17 protein-coding genes, 7 tRNA genes and 1 riboswitch are annotated in these 18585 nt (G+C 64.1%); of the genes, 13 read left to right on the top strand and 11 right to left on the bottom strand.

Going from position 1 to position 18585, the window contains the following annotated elements; all coding sequences use genetic code 11:
• Window positions 1-2 precede the first annotated feature (2 nt).
• The 8 genes from J2S96_RS00320 to J2S96_RS00355 form a co-directional block, all read right to left on the bottom strand.
• Complete coding sequence (locus J2S96_RS00320; protein ID WP_306858785.1) at window positions 3-1217, bottom strand: benzoate/H(+) symporter BenE family transporter; 1215 nt, start codon at window positions 1215-1217, stop codon at window positions 3-5.
• A gap of 471 nt (window positions 1218-1688) precedes the next feature.
• Entirely contained in the window at window positions 1689-3116 is a 1428-nt protein-coding gene (locus J2S96_RS00325) for an amino acid permease (protein ID WP_370872954.1), read from the bottom strand.
• A gap of 289 nt (window positions 3117-3405) precedes the next feature.
• Window positions 3406-3481, bottom strand: a tRNA-Gly gene (locus J2S96_RS00330).
• 54 nt (window positions 3482-3535) lie between these two features.
• Window positions 3536-3610, bottom strand: a tRNA-Val gene (locus J2S96_RS00335).
• Between the two features lie 48 nt (window positions 3611-3658).
• Window positions 3659-3731: transfer RNA gene (locus J2S96_RS00340), tRNA-Gly, on the bottom strand.
• Between the two features lie 54 nt (window positions 3732-3785).
• Window positions 3786-3860, bottom strand: a tRNA-Val gene (locus J2S96_RS00345).
• Window positions 3861-3901: 41 nt separating this feature from the next.
• Window positions 3902-3972 (bottom strand) — tRNA-Cys (locus J2S96_RS00350).
• A 55-nt stretch (window positions 3973-4027) separates the two neighbouring features.
• Window positions 4028-4100: transfer RNA gene (locus J2S96_RS00355), tRNA-Gly, on the bottom strand.
• Between the two features lie 328 nt (window positions 4101-4428).
• On the opposite strand from J2S96_RS00355, the gene J2S96_RS00360 reads away from it, so the two are divergent.
• Window positions 4429-4503 (top strand) — tRNA-Val (locus tag J2S96_RS00360).
• An 87-nt stretch (window positions 4504-4590) separates the two neighbouring features.
• Here J2S96_RS00360 and acs read toward each other — a convergent pair.
• The 3 genes from acs to J2S96_RS00375 form a co-directional block, all read right to left on the bottom strand.
• A complete protein-coding gene (acs, locus tag J2S96_RS00365) occupies window positions 4591-6570 on the bottom strand; it encodes an acetate--CoA ligase (protein ID WP_306858787.1) in 1980 nt (659 codons plus the stop codon).
• A gap of 6 nt (window positions 6571-6576) precedes the next feature.
• The gene (locus J2S96_RS00370) at window positions 6577-7251 is read right to left on the bottom strand and encodes an acetate uptake transporter (RefSeq protein WP_306858789.1); all 675 of its coding nucleotides are present in this window, start codon (window positions 7249-7251) and stop codon (window positions 6577-6579) included.
• A gap of 139 nt (window positions 7252-7390) precedes the next feature.
• The gene (locus J2S96_RS00375) at window positions 7391-8539 is read right to left on the bottom strand and encodes a GGDEF domain-containing protein (RefSeq protein ID WP_306858791.1); all 1149 of its coding nucleotides are present in this window, start codon (window positions 8537-8539) and stop codon (window positions 7391-7393) included.
• A gap of 162 nt (window positions 8540-8701) precedes the next feature.
• Here J2S96_RS00375 and J2S96_RS00380 point away from each other — a divergent pair, with 162 nt between their 5' ends.
• From J2S96_RS00380 to J2S96_RS00435, 12 genes are all read left to right on the top strand, one after another.
• Window positions 8702-9583 (top strand): cytochrome, encoded by an 882-nt coding sequence (locus J2S96_RS00380; RefSeq protein ID WP_306858793.1) that lies wholly within the window; start codon window positions 8702-8704, stop codon window positions 9581-9583.
• 51 nt (window positions 9584-9634) lie between these two features.
• On the top strand, window positions 9635-10201 hold the full coding sequence (def, locus tag J2S96_RS00385) for a peptide deformylase (RefSeq protein ID WP_306858795.1): 567 nt from the start codon (window positions 9635-9637) through the stop codon (window positions 10199-10201).
• Window positions 10198-11118, top strand: coding sequence for a methionyl-tRNA formyltransferase (fmt, locus tag J2S96_RS00390; RefSeq protein WP_306858797.1), 921 nt, complete (start codon window positions 10198-10200; stop codon window positions 11116-11118). The genes def and fmt overlap by 4 nt, the downstream gene beginning before the upstream one ends.
• Entirely contained in the window at window positions 11115-12665 is a 1551-nt protein-coding gene (locus J2S96_RS00395; protein WP_306858799.1) for an RsmB/NOP family class I SAM-dependent RNA methyltransferase, read from the top strand. The genes fmt and J2S96_RS00395 overlap by 4 nt, the downstream gene beginning before the upstream one ends.
• 91 nt (window positions 12666-12756) lie before the next feature.
• Complete coding sequence (rpe, locus tag J2S96_RS00400) at window positions 12757-13419, top strand: ribulose-phosphate 3-epimerase (protein WP_284752056.1); 663 nt, start codon at window positions 12757-12759, stop codon at window positions 13417-13419.
• Between the two features lie 98 nt (window positions 13420-13517).
• Window positions 13518-13672, top strand: a riboswitch (FMN riboswitch).
• Window positions 13673-13755: 83 nt separating this feature from the next.
• Window positions 13756-14454, top strand: coding sequence for a nicotinamide riboside transporter PnuC (gene pnuC, locus J2S96_RS00405; protein WP_306858802.1), 699 nt, complete (start codon window positions 13756-13758; stop codon window positions 14452-14454).
• Window positions 14451-15602, top strand: a complete 1152-nt coding sequence (gene ribD, locus J2S96_RS00410; RefSeq protein ID WP_306858804.1) for a bifunctional diaminohydroxyphosphoribosylaminopyrimidine deaminase/5-amino-6-(5-phosphoribosylamino)uracil reductase RibD — start codon at window positions 14451-14453, stop codon at window positions 15600-15602. The genes pnuC and ribD overlap by 4 nt, the downstream gene beginning before the upstream one ends.
• Entirely contained in the window at window positions 15602-16240 is a 639-nt protein-coding gene (locus tag J2S96_RS00415; protein ID WP_306858806.1) for a riboflavin synthase, read from the top strand. The genes ribD and J2S96_RS00415 overlap by 1 nt, the downstream gene beginning before the upstream one ends.
• On the top strand, window positions 16237-16932 hold the full coding sequence (gene ribB, locus J2S96_RS00420) for a 3,4-dihydroxy-2-butanone-4-phosphate synthase (RefSeq protein WP_306858808.1): 696 nt from the start codon (window positions 16237-16239) through the stop codon (window positions 16930-16932). Before J2S96_RS00415 ends, ribB begins: the two co-directional genes overlap by 4 nt.
• A complete protein-coding gene (gene ribA / locus J2S96_RS00425; protein WP_306858810.1) occupies window positions 16929-17630 on the top strand; it encodes a GTP cyclohydrolase II in 702 nt (233 codons plus the stop codon). Before ribB ends, ribA begins: the two co-directional genes overlap by 4 nt.
• A gap of 35 nt (window positions 17631-17665) precedes the next feature.
• The gene (gene ribH, locus J2S96_RS00430) at window positions 17666-18151 is read left to right on the top strand and encodes a 6,7-dimethyl-8-ribityllumazine synthase (protein WP_306858812.1); all 486 of its coding nucleotides are present in this window, start codon (window positions 17666-17668) and stop codon (window positions 18149-18151) included.
• 117 nt (window positions 18152-18268) lie between these two features.
• Window positions 18269-18532 (top strand): phosphoribosyl-ATP diphosphatase, encoded by a 264-nt coding sequence (locus J2S96_RS00435; protein ID WP_018778638.1) that lies wholly within the window; start codon window positions 18269-18271, stop codon window positions 18530-18532.
• Window positions 18533-18585: the final 53 nt, after the last annotated feature.

Genomic DNA, 18585 nt, shown 5'->3' on the forward strand with positions numbered 1-18585 from the left:
TGCTAGGGGCGTTCCCGGTCCCTCAGCACCCAGCGCACCAGGATTCCGGCGGCAAGTGCCCAGAACGCGGCGCCTATTCCAGCAAAACTGAGGCCCGAGGCCGCGATCAGGAACGTCACGGAAGCCCCGATGCGTTCTTCGGCAACAGCCAGCGCCGAGGCGATGGCGGAGGCCATGGTGCCTAAGAGGGCCAAGCCCGCGACGGCTTCCAGGAGCCCAGGTGGTGCCGCCGCGACGACGGTCACCAGTGCGGCGGAGAAGGCAGCCAGCACGAGGTAGGCCAGGCCCGAAGTGAAGGCGGCAATCCAACGCCGGCCGCGGTCCTCGCCGGCTTCTTCTCCTGCCGCCAGCGCGGCGCTCAATGCGGCCAGGTTGATCGCATGTCCACCAAAGGGAGCCCCCAGCGCAGTCCCTGCCCCGGTCAAGAGCATCGACTGGCGCCACGGGACGGAGTAGCCGAAGGACTTCAGCACGGCGACACCGGGAATGTTCTGCGAGGCCATGGTGACAATGAACAAAGGCAACGCGATGCCCGCCACCGTACCGAGCGTGAAAGCGGGGGTGGTCCAATGCAACTCCGGCAACAGCCGGTTCGTCGGGATGCCCACCCCGTTGAACGCGATGTAGATTCCGATGACTGCAAGTGCCACCAACAGGGCGGCAGGAACCGACCAGCGTGGCGCCAGCTTCATCATGACCAGCCAGCAGAGGATCACGGGAGCCACCAACAAGGGGGCGGTGCCCAAAGCCTTGAACGGAGCAAGGCAGAGCGACAGGAGCACCCCGGCGAGCATTGCCTGGGCGAGGGCCGTGGGAATCTTCGCCATCAGCCTGCCGAGGGCCGGAATGAGCCCGGTCAGGGCGATCAGCACGCCAGCGATGAGGAAGGCGCCGACGGCGGCCGGCCACCCGCCGTCGGGCACTCCGGCTCCCGCGAGCAAAGCCGCACCGGGCGTCGACCACGCAAGCGTGACCGGCAGGCGCGACCGCCAGGAGAGCCACAATACGCCGAGTCCGAAGCTAAGGGTGAGGGCAAGGAGTCCGCTGGCTGCCTGCTCCTGGGTGGCCCCAACCGCGCGGAGGCCTGCGAGGACCACGGCGAAAGATGAAGTGAAACCGACCAACGCCGTCACGATTCCGGCCACAAGCGGACGGGAGAGCTGCCGGGAAGCGGAAGCCGGACGTGGCTGTCCGGTGCGAAGAGGTGACGCTGGCATAGTTCCTCAGGTTACCGGAGCCGTGGCCTCTCTGCCGAGGCTCCGGGGTTAGCCGGAGTTAAACGCCAAGGGCACCGGCGGCGCCTCGCGGCGGGACCGGTGCCCCGTTGACGTAACTGTATCTGGGAGCTCTGGCCGGTTGAACCGGCTACGGAGCCTCTTTGGCGGAAGGAGCTGTACAGGCCGTGGCCTTTACAGCGAACCGTCGAGGTCGCCTACGAACTCGGAAGCGGCTCTCTGAACCGCATCTTGTCGTCGATAAATCGGCGGTTTATTCGATGCCGTCCTTGATGGCTTCTTCCTTGCCACCAACGAGGTCCTGAACTTTGCCCTTCAGATCGTCAAGTAATCCCACGGGCACCTCCCTTCAATCACGGAGCCAGTTCGCTCCTCCGTTTTCGATCCTAACCCGAGAGCTTGGAGGTGCCAAGGGATAATTTGACTGGGATGTCAAACGACTCTTCGAAGGGGTCACAGCTTCTTTGGGGCGGCAAGCTCCTGATGGCGCGGACTATCCGGGTTCATGAGCGAATGCCTGCGGCCGTAAGCGAAGTAGATCGTCAGTCCGATGACCAGCCACACGACAAAACGCAGCCACGTTTCCCAATGCAGCTGGGTCATGAGGAACGCGGATGCAAGCATCCCGAACGCGGGAACCAGCGGCATCAACGGCAGCCGGAAGCTACGCGGAGCGTCGGGCTTCTTGTACCGGAAGATGATGACCGAGAGGCAGACGACGACGAACGCGGCCAGGATGCCGATGTTGGTCAGGTCCGCGACGGCCTTGATGGGGAACACTCCGGCCAGGAAAGCCGACGCAAGGCCTGCAATCCAGGTGACGCGCTGAGGAGTGCCATGGCGGTCCGTCTTGGCAAACCAGCCCGGGAGCAGGCCGTCACGGCTCATGGAGAACCACACACGGGTGACGCCGAGCAGGAAGGTCAACATCACGGTGAGGATCGACAGGACGGCAAACACCGAGATGATGGTGGCGATGACGGGCAGGCCCACACTGCTGAAGGCGGATGCGAAACCGGCCGTCGGATTGATGTCCTTGTAGTTCTGCATGCCGGTGAGCACCAGGGTCGCCGCAACATAGAGGAGCATGGCGACGACGAGTGAGAGCACGATTGCTTTGGGCATGTGCCTCTTGCCGTCTTTGGCTTCCTCCGCTGCGGTGCTCATGGCGTCGTAGCCGAACACGGCGAAGAACACGGTGGCCGAACCGGCCACCACCGGCCCGAAACCGCTGGGCATGAACGGATTGTAGTTGTCCGTGTTGATGTAGAAGATGCCGAGGCCGATGATGAACAGGATCAGGACCACCTTGATGCCCACCGCCACCAGTTCGAAACGGCCGAAGGCCTTGGTTCCACGGGAGAGGATCCAGGTGACCAGCAGGCAGACCAGGATGGCTGGCAGGTTGATGATCCCGCCATGTCCCTCATCCACAGTCGAGGTCATCCAGGACGGCATGTGGATGCCGATCCCGGAAAGGAACGCGTCGAAGTAGCCGGATATGCCGATCGCGACGACGGCGACGATCGCGATGTACTCCAGCAGGAGGTCCCAGCCGATGAACCATCCGATGACTTCGCCGAGGGCAACGTAGCCATAGGTATATGCCGATCCGGCGCGGGGGATCATCCCGGCGAATTCGGCGTAGGAAAGCGCCGCGGCCGCTGAGGCGAGGCCCGCGACCAGGAACGAGATCAGTACGGCAGGGCCGACACCCGGGGTGTCCGCGCTTCCGTGTGCCACGAGGCCGGCCAAGGAGAAGATTCCGACGCCGATGATGCCGCCGACGCCGATGGCTGTCAGCTGCCAGAGGCCGAGGCTTTTGAAAAGGCCGCTGTGCTTGCTTTCCTCCTCGATGTCGTCAATGGGTTTCTTCCTCATGATCGACCGGGCGGGTATTTGTTGATTCACCATGGACTCCTGCGTACGGGTGGACGAATTAGGCCTGAAGAATAGTATGCGAGCCGAATCACATTGGATAAAGTGATTTTTGCTGAGTGGTATTGATCAGTTCTGCCGATCTTAACGAAGGGCTCCAAGCAGGGCGAACCTGCGGAATGTCCAAATGACACAAAAAAAGCAGCTCCGGTGGGAGCTGCTCAAATAGCGCTACGATCGTTGGTCAGTGTGACGGCCGTTGGCCAGCGTAACCGTTCCGGTGTAAGCGAAATGGAGCGGACGACGAGATTCGAACTCGCGACATCCACCTTGGCAAGGTGGTGCTCTACCAGCTGAGCTACGTCCGCACATGATGAATTCCGGCGGACCGGACCTTCATCAACAAGCAAGTTTCCTTGCCTTGGTGGGCGATACTGGGATCGAACCAGTGACCTCTTCCGTGTCAGGGAAGCGCGCTACCGCTGCGCCAATCGCCCGGATCGGCATAAGCCGGCCGGCCCGTTGCCGGGACCTTAAAATACGAGAGCGGACGACGAGATTCGAACTCGCGACATCCACCTTGGCAAGGTGGTGCTCTACCAGCTGAGCTACGTCCGCACATGATGAATTCCGGCGGACCGGACCTTCATCAACAAGCAAGTTTCCTTGCCTTGGTGGGCGATACTGGGATCGAACCAGTGACCTCTTCCGTGTCAGGGAAGCGCGCTACCGCTGCGCCAATCGCCCAAATGCAATCCGGCCTGGACCGGAAACCAAGGTTTTCACCGAGGTGGGTACGGGATTCGAACCCGTGTATACGGCTTTGCAGGCCGCTGCCTCGCCTCTCGGCCAACCCACCGTGTAAGCACGATTCCTGGGGTCCCAAGAAGTCAATGCCGTGACAGTGTCCTGCGAGCGGACGACGAGATTCGAACTCGCGACATCCACCTTGGCAAGGTGGTGCTCTACCAGCTGAGCTACGTCCGCATAGCCTTCTTCGGCGGCCTGTCCGCAAGGGGCATTCCGTCGCTTTCCGACGAGTAAAAACTCTATAGGAGGTTCCGGGAAACTCCAAATCGATCCGTCCGAATCGTAAACAATGGGCGCTGGTTCCTTGAATTGGCGCGGATTTTACGAGTTACACTGATGTGATTCGCTTGCTTTTTTCGCGGTTGTTTCCTCGAGTGGGGGACCGGGCTGGGCCGGGGTTACCTCTCCGGACGCCCTCGAGCGATCGGTGGGATTCCGGGTGGCACTTCCCAACGTTTTCCTGATTTTTGAATTCCGGCCGGGGTCGGTTAGTCTTCTTGTGCACGGGCGATTGGCGCAGTGGTAGCGCGCTTCGTTCACACCGAAGAGGTCACTGGTTCGAACCCAGTATCGCCCACCAATAAAGGAGCCCCCTGGCCGCGGAGACGCCGGCTGGAGGGGCTCCTTTTTTGTGGTCCGGATGTTGCCGGGGCCGGGATGCCGCCGCTCAGCGTGGCCCTCCGGCGCCGCCCGGCATCCCGGCCTTGATCAGCTCCATGACGGACGAATCCGCCAAAGTGGTGACATCCCCGATCGGCCGGTCCTGGGCGACGTCTTTGAGCAGACGCCTCATGATCTTGCCGGACCGGGTTTTGGGCAGTTCAGCCACCACCATGATCTGCCGTGGCCGGGCGATTTTGCCGATTTCCCTCGCCACGTGTTCACGCAGTTCCTGCACCACTTCCGGGCCGCCGTCGCCGGCCTCGCTGCGCAGGATGACGAAGGCGACGATCGCTTGCCCGGTGGTTTCGTCGGCGGCGCCGACGACGGCGGCTTCCGCCACCTTCGCATGGGAGACCAGCGCCGATTCGATTTCCGTCGTCGAGAGGCGGTGCCCTGCAACATTCATCACATCGTCCACCCGGCCCAGAAGCCAGATATCCCCGTCCTCGTCCTTCTTCGCACCGTCTCCCGTGAAGTAAAGACCCGGGAACCGTGACCAGTAGGTTTCCACGTACCGCTCATCGTCGCCCCAGATGGTGCGCAGCATGGAGGGCCACGGCGCCTTCAACACCAAATAGCCGCCCGAACCGCTGGGAACCGGTGTGCCTGCATCATCCACCACGTCGGCCACGATCCCGGGCAGGGCCTTCATTGCGGCGCCCGGTTTGCCGGCCGTCACGCCAGGGAGCGGACTGATCATGATGGAACCGGTCTCGGTCTGCCACCAGGTGTCCACGACGGGCGTTCGGTTGTGTCCGATGTTCTCCCGGTACCAGACATATGCAGCCGGGTTGATCGGCTCGCCCACTGTGCCGATCAGACGCAGGCTCTCGAGGCTGTACTTCGCGGGTATCTGCGCCCCCCACTTCATGAAGGTCCGGATGGCGGTCGGGGCGCAATAGAGAATCGACACTTTGTACTTGTCGACGATTTCCCACCAGCGGCCCTGGTGAGGGGTGTCCGGAGTGCCTTCGTACAGCACAGAGGTGGCGCCGTTGGCCAAGGGTCCGTAGACGATATAGCTGTGCCCGGTGACCCAGCCGATGTCCGCCGCTGTCCAGAAAATATCGCTCGCGGCCTTCAGGTCGAACACGGCCCAATGTGTATAAGCGCATGCCGTGAGGTAGCCGCCGGTGGTGTGCAGGATGCCCTTGGGTTTGCCGGTGGTCCCCGAGGTGTACATCACGTAGAGCGGATGCTCGGCATCGAACGCCTCGGGCTCGTGATCAATGGGCGCCAGCTCAACCGACTCATGCCACCAGATATCCCGCCCAGGCGTCCAGTCGATTTCCTGCTCTGTGCGGCGTACCACCAGGACGTTGCGGACGTCCGGGCAGTCCAGGAGGGCCTCGTCAACGGCGGATTTGAGTCCGGTGGCCTTGCCGCGGCGGTAGGCGCCGTCGGAAGTTATCACGATCCGGGCATCGCAGTCGTGGATCCGCGTCCGGAGGGCATCCGCAGAGAATCCACCGAAGACGACCGTGTGCGGAGCCCCGATACGCGCGCAGGCCAGCATTGCCACGATGGTCTCGGGAATCATCGGCATGTAGATGGCCACCCGGTCGCCGGCAGCGACCCCCAATTCGGTCAGCGTGTTCGCTGCCTGGCAGACCATGTCGGTGAGCTGGGCATAGGTGATGGTCCGCGAGTCTCCGGCTTCCCCTTCAAAGTAGTAGGCGACTTTGTCTCCTCGGCCGGCGGCTACATGGCGGTCCAGGCAGTTGTAGGCGGCATTGAGCCTGCCCCCGAGGAACCATTTGGCGAAAGGCGGGTTGGACCAGTCCAGGACCTCCGTCCACTTTTGCGACCAGTCCAGCCGCTCGGCCTGGCGCGCCCAGAACGCCAGCCTGTCGGCGTCGGCCTGTTCATAGTCCGACGCCGTCGCGTTGGCTTGGGCGGTAAAGCCCGCTTCCGGGGGGAAGCGCCGTTGTTCGTGCAGCAGGTTTGCGAGGGTTTCATCCGATTCCGTGGGGTAGTCGGCCATCTCCGGTCACCGTGGTCCCACAGGAAGCAGGACCCGTTTGAACGTAGAGTTCGCGACTACCGCGAGGGAGCAGTACCACGCCACGAGCGCAGTCAGGATGCCCAGCCAGCCGCCAAGCACCGTCATCGCGCTGGACGCGGCGAAGGCGCCGATGAACAGGGCGATGAACGTCAAGGTGAGCAAAACGAAAACCGCGAAGACGCCCATGCTGACCCGCCAAGCGGCAATAGTCATGTAGGCGGTGAAGATGGCCCAGGCCAACAGGTAGAGGCCAACGCCCTTGCCCGCCTCCGCCGGGGGAAGGCTGGCCGCGCTGAACTGGGCCAGGAACCAGAAGGACAGCCAGAACGCTCCGTATGAGCAGAAGGCCGTGGCGCCGAAGACGTTGCGGTTGGCAAATTCCCAGATCCCGGCGCCGAACTGTGCCAGGCCGCCGTAAAACAGTGCCAGTCCAAGGACGACGGGTTCGTCGCCCTTGGCGATCAGGCCGGCATTGACGACGCTCAAGACGAATGTGGTCAATGCGAAAGCGCCCAGACCCAAGGCTGCGGGATCGGCAAACGGAGGACCGGCGCTCGCCGGCGGGGACACTGTGACATTCTGGGCTGATAGGGGATTTCCGGCCCTGCGACCGCTATCGGCCGGGACGGTTCCCGCGGCAGAACTCGATTCGACACTCATGGCACGACTCCTTGGTCTGCACCAGCACCATCACTGGTGACGCATATCAGGTTACACCTGAGGATGCAAGTCACAATCGAAAAGCAGTGTGGTTCAAGTCACAACATGACGTGACGTAGCTCACATTCCTGGAGCTTGCCTACGCGCGGGGCGCTGCCCTGACCACCTGGTTCCTGCCGAGTGACTTGGCCTCATATAGGGCTGCGTCGGCAGCGGCAATCATCGCGGTGAGGTCGCCGGCGTCGAACTCGGTAGAGGTTACTCCGTAACTCACGGTTGGAATATGGATCCCTTCGAGGCTTTTGGCCGCGTCCAAAGACTGATTGATGTCGGCCGCGATGCTTTCGGCCCGCTCTTGGCTCGCTCCGGGCAAAAGCAAGATGAACTCTTCGCCGCCGTATCGCCCCACCAGGTCGGTGGATCGTACCGACGTGGTGCACGCCGCCGCGAATGCCTGCAGCGCGGCGTCACCGGCAGCATGGCCGTGCTTATCGTTGATCGCTTTGAAGTGGTCCAGATCGGCCAGGATCAAGGACGCCACCGAGTTTCTGGCGTGGAGGCGCTCAAGCTCCTTGGTAGCCAGGTCCATGAAAGTGCCTCGGTTCAGCAGCCCGGTCAGGTTGTCGCGGGCAGCCCGCTCGCTCAGCCGGTTGATCAGCTGATCGTTGCTGAGGGCGGTCATGCTGAAAGACACGGCAACCAGGAGGATCAGGGTGACCAGGCTAGCCATCGACGGGCCGAAATACGTCCGGAAGTTCGGGCCGCTTGGACCTTCAACGAGGTACACGGCCAGACGGCAAAAGTAGTAGGCAGCAAGGAATCCCGCGGCCAAAGCCATCGACTTGTGCACCTGGGAGTAGCTGGAATCCAGCAACCAGAGATCGCGGGACGCCAACGCGATACCCAGCGTCATGAGTCCAAGGTATGCCAATCCTCCGGACCAGGTGTTTGAACCGGGGTTCTCCAGAGCGGAAGCGAGCGCCGTGACGCCGCAGGCCGCTGCAAATTGCCACCTTGGCGGCGGCAACTTCCTCAGGGACCGGGCGCCGGTCCACACACTGAATGCTCCGCCCACCAGGAGGACGTTTCCCGAGGGATTGGCCCACGTTTGATACGGCGTCCCATTGAAAAGGAAAGCAAGGTTCCCTGCCAGGAAGAACAGGAGGGCGATGCACCACCACCCGTTGTAGGAGGACCGCGTGCGCCTGAACGATGCATAGAACAGGAGGAGCAGCGTAAGAGCGACCACACCAAGGGCCACTCGCAGTGTTGTTATATCGAGGACCAAGATCGCTCCCGTAGCCGAGGACGTGACCCATTATGGCACTGGGACTCAAAGAAGCCGCCACCCCTGTGTAGGAAGGTCTTAATAATTTCGGGGAAGCAGGTTCCGTCTACGGCCGCCAACGCTCCGCATCTTCCTGTCAGGGGTGTGTGAAAGAGTTTTCCCATGACAGATCCACTGCTTGCCCACGCCACCGAATACGGCCGGATGTATGCCCGGTCCACGTCCGAGACCTTCTCGGTCCCTTCCATCACCACGGTGATCGGCCAGCAGGCCCACTCCCTGGACGGCTGGTTCGGCTACATGGGTGCCAGCAGCCTGGCGAAAGACCCCGAACTCCCGCAACATCTATCCAGTCCTGCCAAGATGCGGCAGGCCGTCAAAAAGGCAGCCAAGGCTGCGGAGGTGTATCGGGACGACGCTGCACGTCGCGGCGACCGCGTGCATAACTACTGCGAGCAAGTGGCCCTCCGCGCGCTCGGCCGCGGGCACCGCGTGAAAGAAGCGCGCGAGGAGCTTGCGTCACGCGGCGAGGAAGCCTTCGCTGCCCGCTTCGACGAATGGTGGGAGTTGTTCCGGGTGGAGCCCATCGCGCCCGAGATCACTGTATGGAACTCCAGCGTCGGCTACGCCGGAACCCTGGACCTGGTCGCCAAGATCAACGGCAGGGTCTGCCTGATCGACTACAAGACCAAAGGCACCACCCGTGACGGAACGGTGAAACCCCTCGACGACAAGGTGGTGATGCAGCTGGTTGCGGGCATGAAGGCCGAGGAGAGCCTCGTGGATCCTGTGGCGGGGGAGTGGGAACCGTGGAAATACGGCGAAAACCCTGTCCTGCTTGCCGTTGCCATTGGCGAGACGGAAGTGCGTCCCCAGCGGGCCAACCCGGACGTCCTCAAGCACCACTGGTGGAAATTCTGCGCCTTGAAGCGGGTATGGGAGATGTCTGCCGATGTGACGGCAGCCGGAACGGCGCTGCTCCCTGTAGCTCCGCCGTCGTACCCCGCCGCCGCGGCGGCCGCAGGCTCAACTAAACTGGCCTAGGCCCCTTTTGCGGGGACCGAAACTTCGCCGATCGTGAGGAAAGACAAGCACATGGCCATTTTGAGTATCCGTATCATCGGCGATCCCGTGCTCCGCACGGTTGCTGATCCAGTCACGGAATTCGGGCCTGAGCTCGCCAAGCTCGTGTCGGACATGACCGAGACCATGGAAGATGTGGACGGTGCAGGGCTCGCCGCGCCGCAGGTCGGCGTCAGCCAGCGCGTCTTTACCTACAGGATCGGCGGTGTGGAAGGCCACATCATCAATCCCGTGCTCGAAAACAGCGATGACTTCCAGCCTGACGAGGTGGAAGGCTGCCTCTCCATTCCCGGTCTCGCGTTCCCGGTTCGCCGCCGCAGGACCACGCGTGCCACCGGCGTGGACCTGAACGGCAACCCCGTGTCGGTCGAGGCGGAGGGCATGCTCGCCCGCTGCTTCCAGCACGAGACCGACCACCTGGACGGGATCCTGTTTACGGACCGCCTGGAGGGTGAGGACCGGAAGGCCGCGCTGCGGGCCATCCGCGCGGCGAACTACCACTCCGTGACTGAACGTACCACCGCCAAGAGGGCCAACACCGTGGGGTCCAGCTTCGGCAGCTTCGGGGCTGCCGAATGAGGGTGCTTTTCGCGGGCACCCCGGCTGTCGCAGTCCCTTCCCTTGACGCGTTGGTCGAGGCGGGCTTCGATATCGTGGCCGTGCTGACCAGGCCGGACGCTCCTACGGGCCGCAAGCGGATCCTGACGCCGTCGCCGGTGGCGGCACGTGCGGCTGCACTTGGCATCGACATCATCCACGCTTCCAAGGTGGACGCCGCCACCACCGAGCGGATCGCTTCTTATGCGCCGGATGTCGCCGCGATCGTCGCCTACGGGGGCCTTGTTCCCCGGGCCGCGCTCAACGTGCCGCGCCATGGGTGGATCAACCTCCACTTCTCCCTCCTTCCAGCCTGGCGCGGCGCCGCACCCGTTCAACGTGCGGTCATCGCCGGTGACGACATCACCGGAGCCGCTACCTTCCTCCTGGAAGAAGGACTCGACACCGGACCGGTCTTCGGGACTTTGACGGAAACCGTACGCCCTGAAGACACGGCAGGCGACTTGCTGGAGCGGCTCTCGCGCAGCGGTGCGATCCTGCTCTGCCAGACACTGTCCGCCGTCGAGTCCGGCAAAGCGGCCCCCTTGCCCCAACAAGGCGATGTCTCGCTCGCCCCCAAATTGACGCTCGACGACGGCCGGCTCGACTGGGCCCAACCGGCGCTCGCCATCAACCGCAGGTCGCGCGGAGTCACGCCCGAACCCGGGGCATGGACCATGCTTGACGGGCAGCGCGTCAAGTTGGAACCCGTCGGGCTGCGCCCGGACATCCGGGACCTCGCACCCGGCCAGCTCCGGGTTGACGGCAAGAACGTCCTGGTCGGAACCGGATCACATGCCGTGCAGCTCGGGCGGATCCAGCCTGCGGGCAAGAAGATGATGCCGTCGGCCGACTGGGCCCGTGGTTTGGCAACACCAGAAAGCGTGGAATTCGAATGAATGAGTCCGGCCGGCGCGGCCCCAACAACAGCGGGAACAGGGACGGCGGGGGCCACGGCAACCGCGGTCCCGGCGGCGAAAGCAAGCGCAACGCCCAAGGACGGGAACGCAACAGGGGCCCGCAACGCGGTTTCTCCACCAACGCACCGTCCCAGCGGACCCGGCGCGCGGATCCGGCACGGTTGGTGGCATTCGAAGTCCTGCGGGCGGTCGCTTCCGAGGATGCGTACGCAAACCTCGTGCTGCCCTCGCGAATCCGCCACCACCACCTCGATAAACGCGACGCCGGGTTCGCCACAGAGCTGAGCTACGGGGCATTGCGCGGCCAGGGGATGTACGACGCCGTCCTGGCTGAGTGTGTCGACCGGCCGCTCGCCCAACTCGATCCCGCAGTCCTGGATGCGTTGCGGCTTGGCGCCCATCAGTTGCTCGCCATGCGCGTTCCTGCCCATGCCGCACTCGACCAGACTGTCGGCCTGGCCCGTGCGGTGATCGGAGCAGGGCCGTCGTCGCTCATTAACGCGGTGCTCCGGAAAGTCACCGCCAGGACACTGCCGGAATGGCTCGACCACCTGCTGGAAAACGAGACCGACGAAACACGGATCGCCTCCGTACGCCATGCGCACCCGGAGTGGATTGTCAGGGCCCTGCGCCAGTCGCTCGTCATGCATGGCCGTCCCGCGAGCGAAATCACCGAGCTGCTCGAAGCAGACAACGCGGCCCCCGTGGTGAACCTGGTGGCGCTGCCGGGCATCGGCAACCTTGACGAGGCCCTGGAGAACGGGGCCACGCCGGGCGAACTCGTGATCGACTCGGCACTATCAAGCGGTGGGGACATCGGGCGGATGTCCTCCATCCGCGAAGGCACCACGCGCGTCCAGGACGTCGGCTCCCAGTTGGTGGCCCGCGCCGTCGCGGCCGTGGACCTCGGACAGGCCGCCACGGACGGTGAGAAGTGGCTGGACCTTTGCGCCGGTCCCGGAGGCAAGGCCGCGCTGCTCGCTGCCCTCGCCCTCCAAGAAGGTGCGAGCCTTTTGGCAAACGAACCCGCGGAGCACCGGGCAAAGCTGGTCAGCCAGGCACTCTCGGCCGTTCCGGAGGACGCCTGGACCGTGCGGGTGGGCGACGGCCGCGACGTCGGCAAGGAGCAACCGGAGACTTTCGACCGCGTGTTGGTGGACGTTCCGTGCAGCGGCCTTGGCGCGCTGCGCCGCCGCCCCGAGTCACGCTGGCGCCGGACCCCCAAGGACCTTGCGGATCTGGGTCCGTTGCAGCGTGAATTGCTCACCTCGGCCATCGACGCCGTCAAACCGGGCGGGGTAGTGGGGTACGTTACTTGTTCCCCGCACCCGGCCGAGACAACCGCCGTCGTCAGCGATGTCCTGCGCAAGAGGGACGACTTGGAGCAGATCGACGCCGGCGCAGCCTTGGACAAGGTCAGCCTGACCGGCAACCTGGGCGCCGGGCACGAGTTGAGCGCCCAGTTGTGGCCGCACGTGCACCAAACCGATGCGATGTTCCTGGCCCTGATCCGGAAGAAGCCGTAACCTTCGGCGCCTTTCCCCGGCCCAAAGCGCCGCGTGCCTAAGCTGGAGAACTGCCAAAACCACCACCGCCACCAACACTGAGGGAACTGCCTTGACTGAGTGCTGTATCAACCCGAGCATCCTGTCCGCGGACTTCGTGAACCTGGAAGCCGAGCTGAAGAGAATCAGCAACGCCGACGCCGTCCACGTCGATGTGATGGACAACCATTTTGTCCCGAACCTGACGCTCGGCCTGCCGGTGGTGGAGCGCATACAGGCCGTGAGCCCGGTCCCGCTCGACGCCCACTTGATGATCGCCGACGCCGACCGCTGGGCGCCGGCCTACGCCGACGCCGGTGTGGCGTCCGTGACCTTCCACGCGGAAGCGGCGATGGCTCCCATCAAGCTCGCCCGTGAGCTCCGTGCCCGCGGTTCGAAGGCCGGGATGGCCCTTCGTCCGGCCACGCCGGTGGAACCATACCTGGACATGCTCAGCGAACTGGACATGCTCCTCATCATGACCGTGGAGCCGGGCTTCGGCGGGCAGTCCTTCCTGGACGTCACGCTGCCCAAGATCCGGCGGGCGCGTGCCGCGATCGACGGTTCCGGTATCGGCGTCGCAATCCAGGTCGACGGCGGCGTCACGGAGGAGACCATTGTCCGCGCTGCCGAGGCCGGCGCAAACGTGTTCGTTGCAGGCTCCGCCGTCTACGGCCATGAGGACCCCGCTGCGGCTATCGAGCGACTGCGCGCCGCAGGCCTTGCGGCAATGTGACAGCCTCGCGGCGACGCGCCAACAATGACGCAAATGGCTACATATTGCTTCGGGAATACATCGGTCACAGCTCCAGTTGTGTCAGAATAGCAACACACATACGTGCTCCGGGGTCGGTGTAATTCCGAACCGGCGGTCATAGTCCGCGACCCGCGAGCCATCGCGTTTCCTTCACGGGGATCACGACGGCGGACGGTTGAACTGGTGGAATTCCAGTACCGACAGTCAAAGTCTGGATGGGAGAAGCACGTACAGTCATGTCCGGCGTTCCATGCGCCCGGCATTGCGCTGTCGTACACCCCCGGAGCCATCGCGGCATTCGAGGGAAGGAACGGCATGGACTTTCTGCGATGGCTCTTCGAAGCACAGATTCCCGTAGGTGGATCTGTGCTTGTTCTTCGCGAAGTGCTAGGCAATATTTTCGGGCTCGCCAGCGCCCTGGGCGGCATGCGCCGCAAAGTCTGGGCGTGGCCCATCGGGATCGCAGGCAACCTGCTCCTGCTGACGGTCTTTCTTGGCAACGTCTTCGGTGCCGCCTCGCCGGCAACCCTCTGGGGCCAGGCCGGACGGCAGATCATGTTCATCGGCGTCGCCGTCTACGGCTGGTACCGCTGGCGGCAAGGACTCCATTCAGGCATTGCCGGCCGCGCCATCGTGCCCGGTTGGGCAAGCCCCAAAGTGCGGATCGGAATGGCGGCAGCCATGATTGCGGGCACTGCCGCCCTGACTCCCGTCTTCGATTCCATGGGTTCCTACCCGCCTGTCTGGGCAGACGCCTGGACCTTCATGGGTTCCCTCCTCGCAACATACGGCATGGCGCGCGGCTGGACTGAATTCTGGCTGGTCTGGGTTGCCGTGGACATCGTGGGAGTTCCGCTGCTTTTCAGTGCGGGCTACTTTGCCAGCGCTTTCATGTACCTCTTTTACGGATTCTTCACGCTCGCCGGATTCTTTGTCTGGTGGCGCGCAGGGAAGCGTGAAAGCCGGCCCCTCAGGCCAACGCCCGAGCCGGAAACTGCAGGAGCGTTCTCATGAGCGATGCCTTGAACCTGAGTTTTCCAGAGGCCGAGTCCGCGGCCATGGAGACCGCGCTGCACGTTGCCCTCCGCGGACCCCGCGGAGCGAATCCGTTGGTGGGAGCGGTTGTGCTCGGCCCCAATGGAGAGCAACTCATCACGGGCTACCATCGCGGTGCCGGAACGCCACACGCCGAGGCGGATGCGATCGCCAAGGCGCAGGCAAAGGGCTTGGACCTCACTGGAACAACCATGGTGGTGACTTTGGAACCGTGCAACCACATTGGGCGCACGGGGCCGTGCACCGAGGCGATCATTGAGGCCGGCATATCGCGCGTGGTTTACGCCGTCGACGATCCCCACGATCCGGCCGCGGGAGGGGCCGGCAGGCTGCGCGCCGCCGGTGTGGACGTGCAGTCCGGGCTTGCTGCCGCCGAGGCCGCGAAGTTGAACAGAGAGTGGTTCAAGGCCGTGGAGTCCAGGCGCCCCTTCGTCACTCTTCACATCGCGCAGACACTGGACAGCAGGATCGCGGCTACCGACGGGACCAGCCAGTGGATCTCGAGCCCGGAATCGCTGGCCGACAACCACGGACTGCGCCGCTTGATCGACGCCATCCTGGTGGGCACCGAAACCGTCCTGGTCGACAACCCGCGGCTGACTGCGCGGGAGGCGGACGGCGCGGAATCGCCAAGCCAGCCGCTCCGGGCCGTCATGGGGCTGCGGGAGGTCCCCGCGGATGCCGCGGTGCGCGGGACTGACGGCAAGTTCATCCAGCTGCCGACCCGCGACCCGTCCGAGGCATTGGAGTTGCTGTTCGCCGAAGGCGTCCGGCACGTCATGGTGGAGGGCGGTTCCCGCATCCTCAGCGCCTTCCTCGCCGCCGGCCTGGTCGATGAATTGATCGTCTATCTTGCGCCGACCCTGTTGGGCGCCGGTACGCCTGCCTTGACGGATCTTGGCATCTCCACCCTCGCTGACGCCCAGCACTGGAACTGGGACGACGCCGGTGGGGGTGCGGTCCATGCGCTCGGCCGCGACCTCCGGCTGCACCTGAGGTCCGGACCATCCGATGGCAACAAACCAGCGTGGACCAAGCCGCGCACTGAACACCATGAACCATTTCCGGGCAAGGACGCCGCGGACACCACCACAGGAGGACACTGATGTTTACCGGAATCGTTGCTGAACAAGGCACGGTCCTGTCCGTCGAGCACGACGGCGAGGCCAGCGCCACGCTGCGCCTTATGGCCCCCAGCACCACAGAGGGGCTCGGCTTGGGCGGCTCCATCGCCGTCAACGGCGTGTGCCTCACCGCAACGGACATCGACGGCCGGGAGTTCAGCGTGGACGTCATGGGCGAAACCCTCGTCCGGACCACCATCGGAGAACTTGCCGCGGGTGACACTGTGAACCTCGAGCGTTGTGTCCAGGCGGGCGGCCGCCTGGACGGCCACGTCGTGCAAGGCCACGTCGACGGCGTCGGGCAGCTTCTTGAGCGCGAATCGCTGGGCAACTGGGACCGCCTCCGCTTCGGCGTGCCGGCCCCGCTGGCACGGTACATCGCCGAAAAGGGGTCGATCGCCGTCGACGGCGTTTCGCTCACGGTCACTGCCGTCAGCCCGGCCGAGGAAGAAAGCCCCTGGTTCGAAGTGGGACTCATTCCCACCACCCTGGACGAAACCGGACTCGGGGCGAAGGCCACCGGCGGCCGCGTCAACCTCGAGGTGGACGTTCTCGCGAAATATACCGAGCGGCTTCTGTCCTTCCGTTCGCCGGCAGCTGCGGCGGAGGCCGCCCAGTGAGCGCCGCGCACAACGGGAGCACTGTAGTGGTGCGCCAGGGCCTGGACCCGGTTGAGGAGGCCGTGCGAGCCATGGCAGCCGGCCGGCCCGTCATTGTCGTGGACAACGAAGACCGCGAAAACGAGGGCGACATCATCTTCGCCGCCGAGCACGCGACGCCTGCGCTCATGGGATGGACCATCCGCTACAGCTCGGGGGTGATTTGCGTTCCCCTTGAAGATTCGCGGGCCGATGCCTTGGCGCTGCCGCCCATGGTCCTGGTCAATGAAGACGCCAAGGGCACGGCCTACACGGTGTCCTGCGATGCCGCTGTGGGCGTAAGCACTGGAATTTCGGCTACGGACAGGGCCCTCACGGCCCGGATCCTGGCTGATTCCAGCAGCACCCCGTCCTCGATCACCCGGCCCGGGCATATTTTTCCGCTTCGGGCCGTTAAGGGGGGAGTGCGTGAACGTCCGGGACACACGGAAGCGGCAGTTGATCTCTGCCGGCTTGCGGGGCTCGCCCCGGTGGGCGTGATCGCCGAGTTGGTACATGACGATGGTGAAATGATGCGACTGGACAGCCTCCGGGAGTTCGCTGCCGAGCACGGATGTCCTCTGATTTCGATCGAGGACCTTGTGGCTTATGTTGTAGCGTCGGAGGCCAGGCACCAGAATGCTAGTTCGGCAGGAAACGAGGAGCAGCGATGACCACAGCGACGACGCAGGACGGCGGCTCGCCCGCGCGCACACCGCACCCCGTGAGCGGCGGCCCGATTGTCCAATTGCCAACCGCTTTCGGCGAGTTCGTGGCACAGGCCTGGACAGACCTCGCCACCGGTGCGGAGCACTTGGCGGTGAGCTCCCGGAAAGCGCCGCTTGCGGGCAAGGCCCCGTTGGTTCGCCTTCACTCGGAGTGCCTCACGGGCGACGTTTTCGGCTCGTATCGCTGCGATTGCGGCGAACAGCTGGCCTACGCCCTCGAGCTGATCCGCGAAGAGGGCGGCACCCTGCTCTACCTGCGCGGACAGGAAGGGCGCGGCATCGGCTTGGCCAACAAGATCAAGGCCTACGCGCTCCAGGAAGCCGGATTCGACACCGTCGAGGCCAACGAGCAGTTGGGACTGCCGGTGGACGCCCGTTGCTACAAAGCGGCTGCCCAGATCCTTGCCGAAATGGGCCTGCATGAAGTCCGCCTCCTGAGCAACAACCCGGACAAGCAGAACAGGCTTGCCGCGGCCGGCGTGAAGGTGGTGGAGATGGTGCCAACCGAGGTCCCCTCCCGTGAGGAGAACCTTCGGTACCTTCAGACCAAGAAGGACCGCATGGACCACCGCCTGACACTCGGTGAGGCCGAGCCGGCCGGTACCCCTGCGACGGCCGGCACTTTTGAACACGAACAAGACTGAACCGTACTAACAAGACTGAGGATTACCACACACCCATGAGCGGACACGGCGCCCCCACCATCGACCTCACCACCCTCAACCCGGAGGAAACCCACCAGCTGAAACTCGCCATCGTGGCTGCCAGTTGGCATACCCAAATCATGGACGGGCTCCTCGACGGTGCGCTGCGTGCTGCGAAGGAAGCCGGCATCGCCGAGCCCACCGTGCTGCGCGTCCCTGGCTCTTTCGAGCTTCCCGTCGCGGCGGCCCGGCTCGCGCCGCATTTTGACGCCGTCGTTGCCCTCGGCGTCGTCATCCGCGGAGGTACGCCGCACTTTGACTACGTGTGCCAAGCTGCGACATCGGGACTTACCGAAGTCAGCGTCCGGACCGGCGTGCCGGTGGGCTTCGGGGTGCTCACGTGCGACACCGAGCAGCAGGGACTGGACCGTGCCGGACTGGAAGGTTCGTCCGAGGACAAAGGGCACGAAGCCGTGACAGCCGCGCTTTCGACCGCATTGACCCTCCAGCAGTACACCTAGCAAACCGGCGAAAGGGATGTGGGCGTTCCCGCGCACCTTGTGCGTTCGCTCACATCCCTTCCGTCATTCAATGGCCCGACAGGCGGGCACCGGTCCCGAGCAAGTAGGCTGTAGGGCGTGAAGAATTTCGAGACGCTGTTCGCAGAACTGAGCGAAAAGGCAGCGACCCGTCCGGCAGGCTCCCGCACCGTTGCCGAATTGGACTCCGGAATCCACGGCATCGGCAAGAAAGTCGTGGAGGAAGCCGCCGAAGTCTGGATGGCTGCAGAGTATGAATCCGATGAAGCCGCTGCCGAGGAAATCTCCCAGTTGCTCTACCACCTGCAGGTCCTGATGCTCGCCAAGGGTCTGAGCCTGGAAGACGTTTACAAGCATCTCTAGCCACGTCCGCTCCGTATTGACCTGAAAGGTCCGGCGGAGCCAAAGCGTGGCCC

The sequence above is a fragment of the Arthrobacter bambusae genome (genome assembly GCF_030812595.1).
Lineage (GTDB): Bacteria > Actinomycetota > Actinomycetes > Actinomycetales > Micrococcaceae > Arthrobacter > Arthrobacter bambusae_B.

Excerpts from the sequence above, each read along its gene's own strand:
- J2S96_RS00415 (WP_306858806.1), top strand. The coding sequence starts at position 15,602 with ATGTTTACCGGAATCGTTGCTGAACAAGGCACGGTCCTGTCCGTCGAG.
- fmt (WP_306858797.1), top strand. The coding sequence starts at position 10,198 with ATGAGGGTGCTTTTCGCGGGCACCCCGGCTGTCGCAGTCCCTTCCCTT.
- def (WP_306858795.1), top strand. The coding sequence starts at position 9,635 with ATGGCCATTTTGAGTATCCGTATCATCGGCGATCCCGTGCTCCGCACG.
- J2S96_RS00370 (WP_306858789.1), bottom strand. The coding sequence starts at position 7,251 with ATGAGTGTCGAATCGAGTTCTGCCGCGGGAACCGTCCCGGCCGATAGC.
- J2S96_RS00395 (WP_306858799.1), top strand. The coding sequence starts at position 11,115 with ATGAATGAGTCCGGCCGGCGCGGCCCCAACAACAGCGGGAACAGGGAC.
- J2S96_RS00380 (WP_306858793.1), top strand. The coding sequence starts at position 8,702 with ATGACAGATCCACTGCTTGCCCACGCCACCGAATACGGCCGGATGTAT.
- pnuC (WP_306858802.1), top strand. The coding sequence starts at position 13,756 with ATGGACTTTCTGCGATGGCTCTTCGAAGCACAGATTCCCGTAGGTGGA.
- acs (WP_306858787.1), bottom strand. The coding sequence starts at position 6,570 with ATGGCCGACTACCCCACGGAATCGGATGAAACCCTCGCAAACCTGCTG.
- ribH (WP_306858812.1), top strand. The coding sequence starts at position 17,666 with ATGAGCGGACACGGCGCCCCCACCATCGACCTCACCACCCTCAACCCG.
- J2S96_RS00320 (WP_306858785.1), bottom strand. The coding sequence starts at position 1,217 with ATGCCAGCGTCACCTCTTCGCACCGGACAGCCACGTCCGGCTTCCGCT.
- ribA (WP_306858810.1), top strand. The coding sequence starts at position 16,929 with ATGACCACAGCGACGACGCAGGACGGCGGCTCGCCCGCGCGCACACCG.
- ribD (WP_306858804.1), top strand. The coding sequence starts at position 14,451 with ATGAGCGATGCCTTGAACCTGAGTTTTCCAGAGGCCGAGTCCGCGGCC.
- J2S96_RS00325 (WP_370872954.1), bottom strand. The coding sequence starts at position 3,116 with ATGAGGAAGAAACCCATTGACGACATCGAGGAGGAAAGCAAGCACAGC.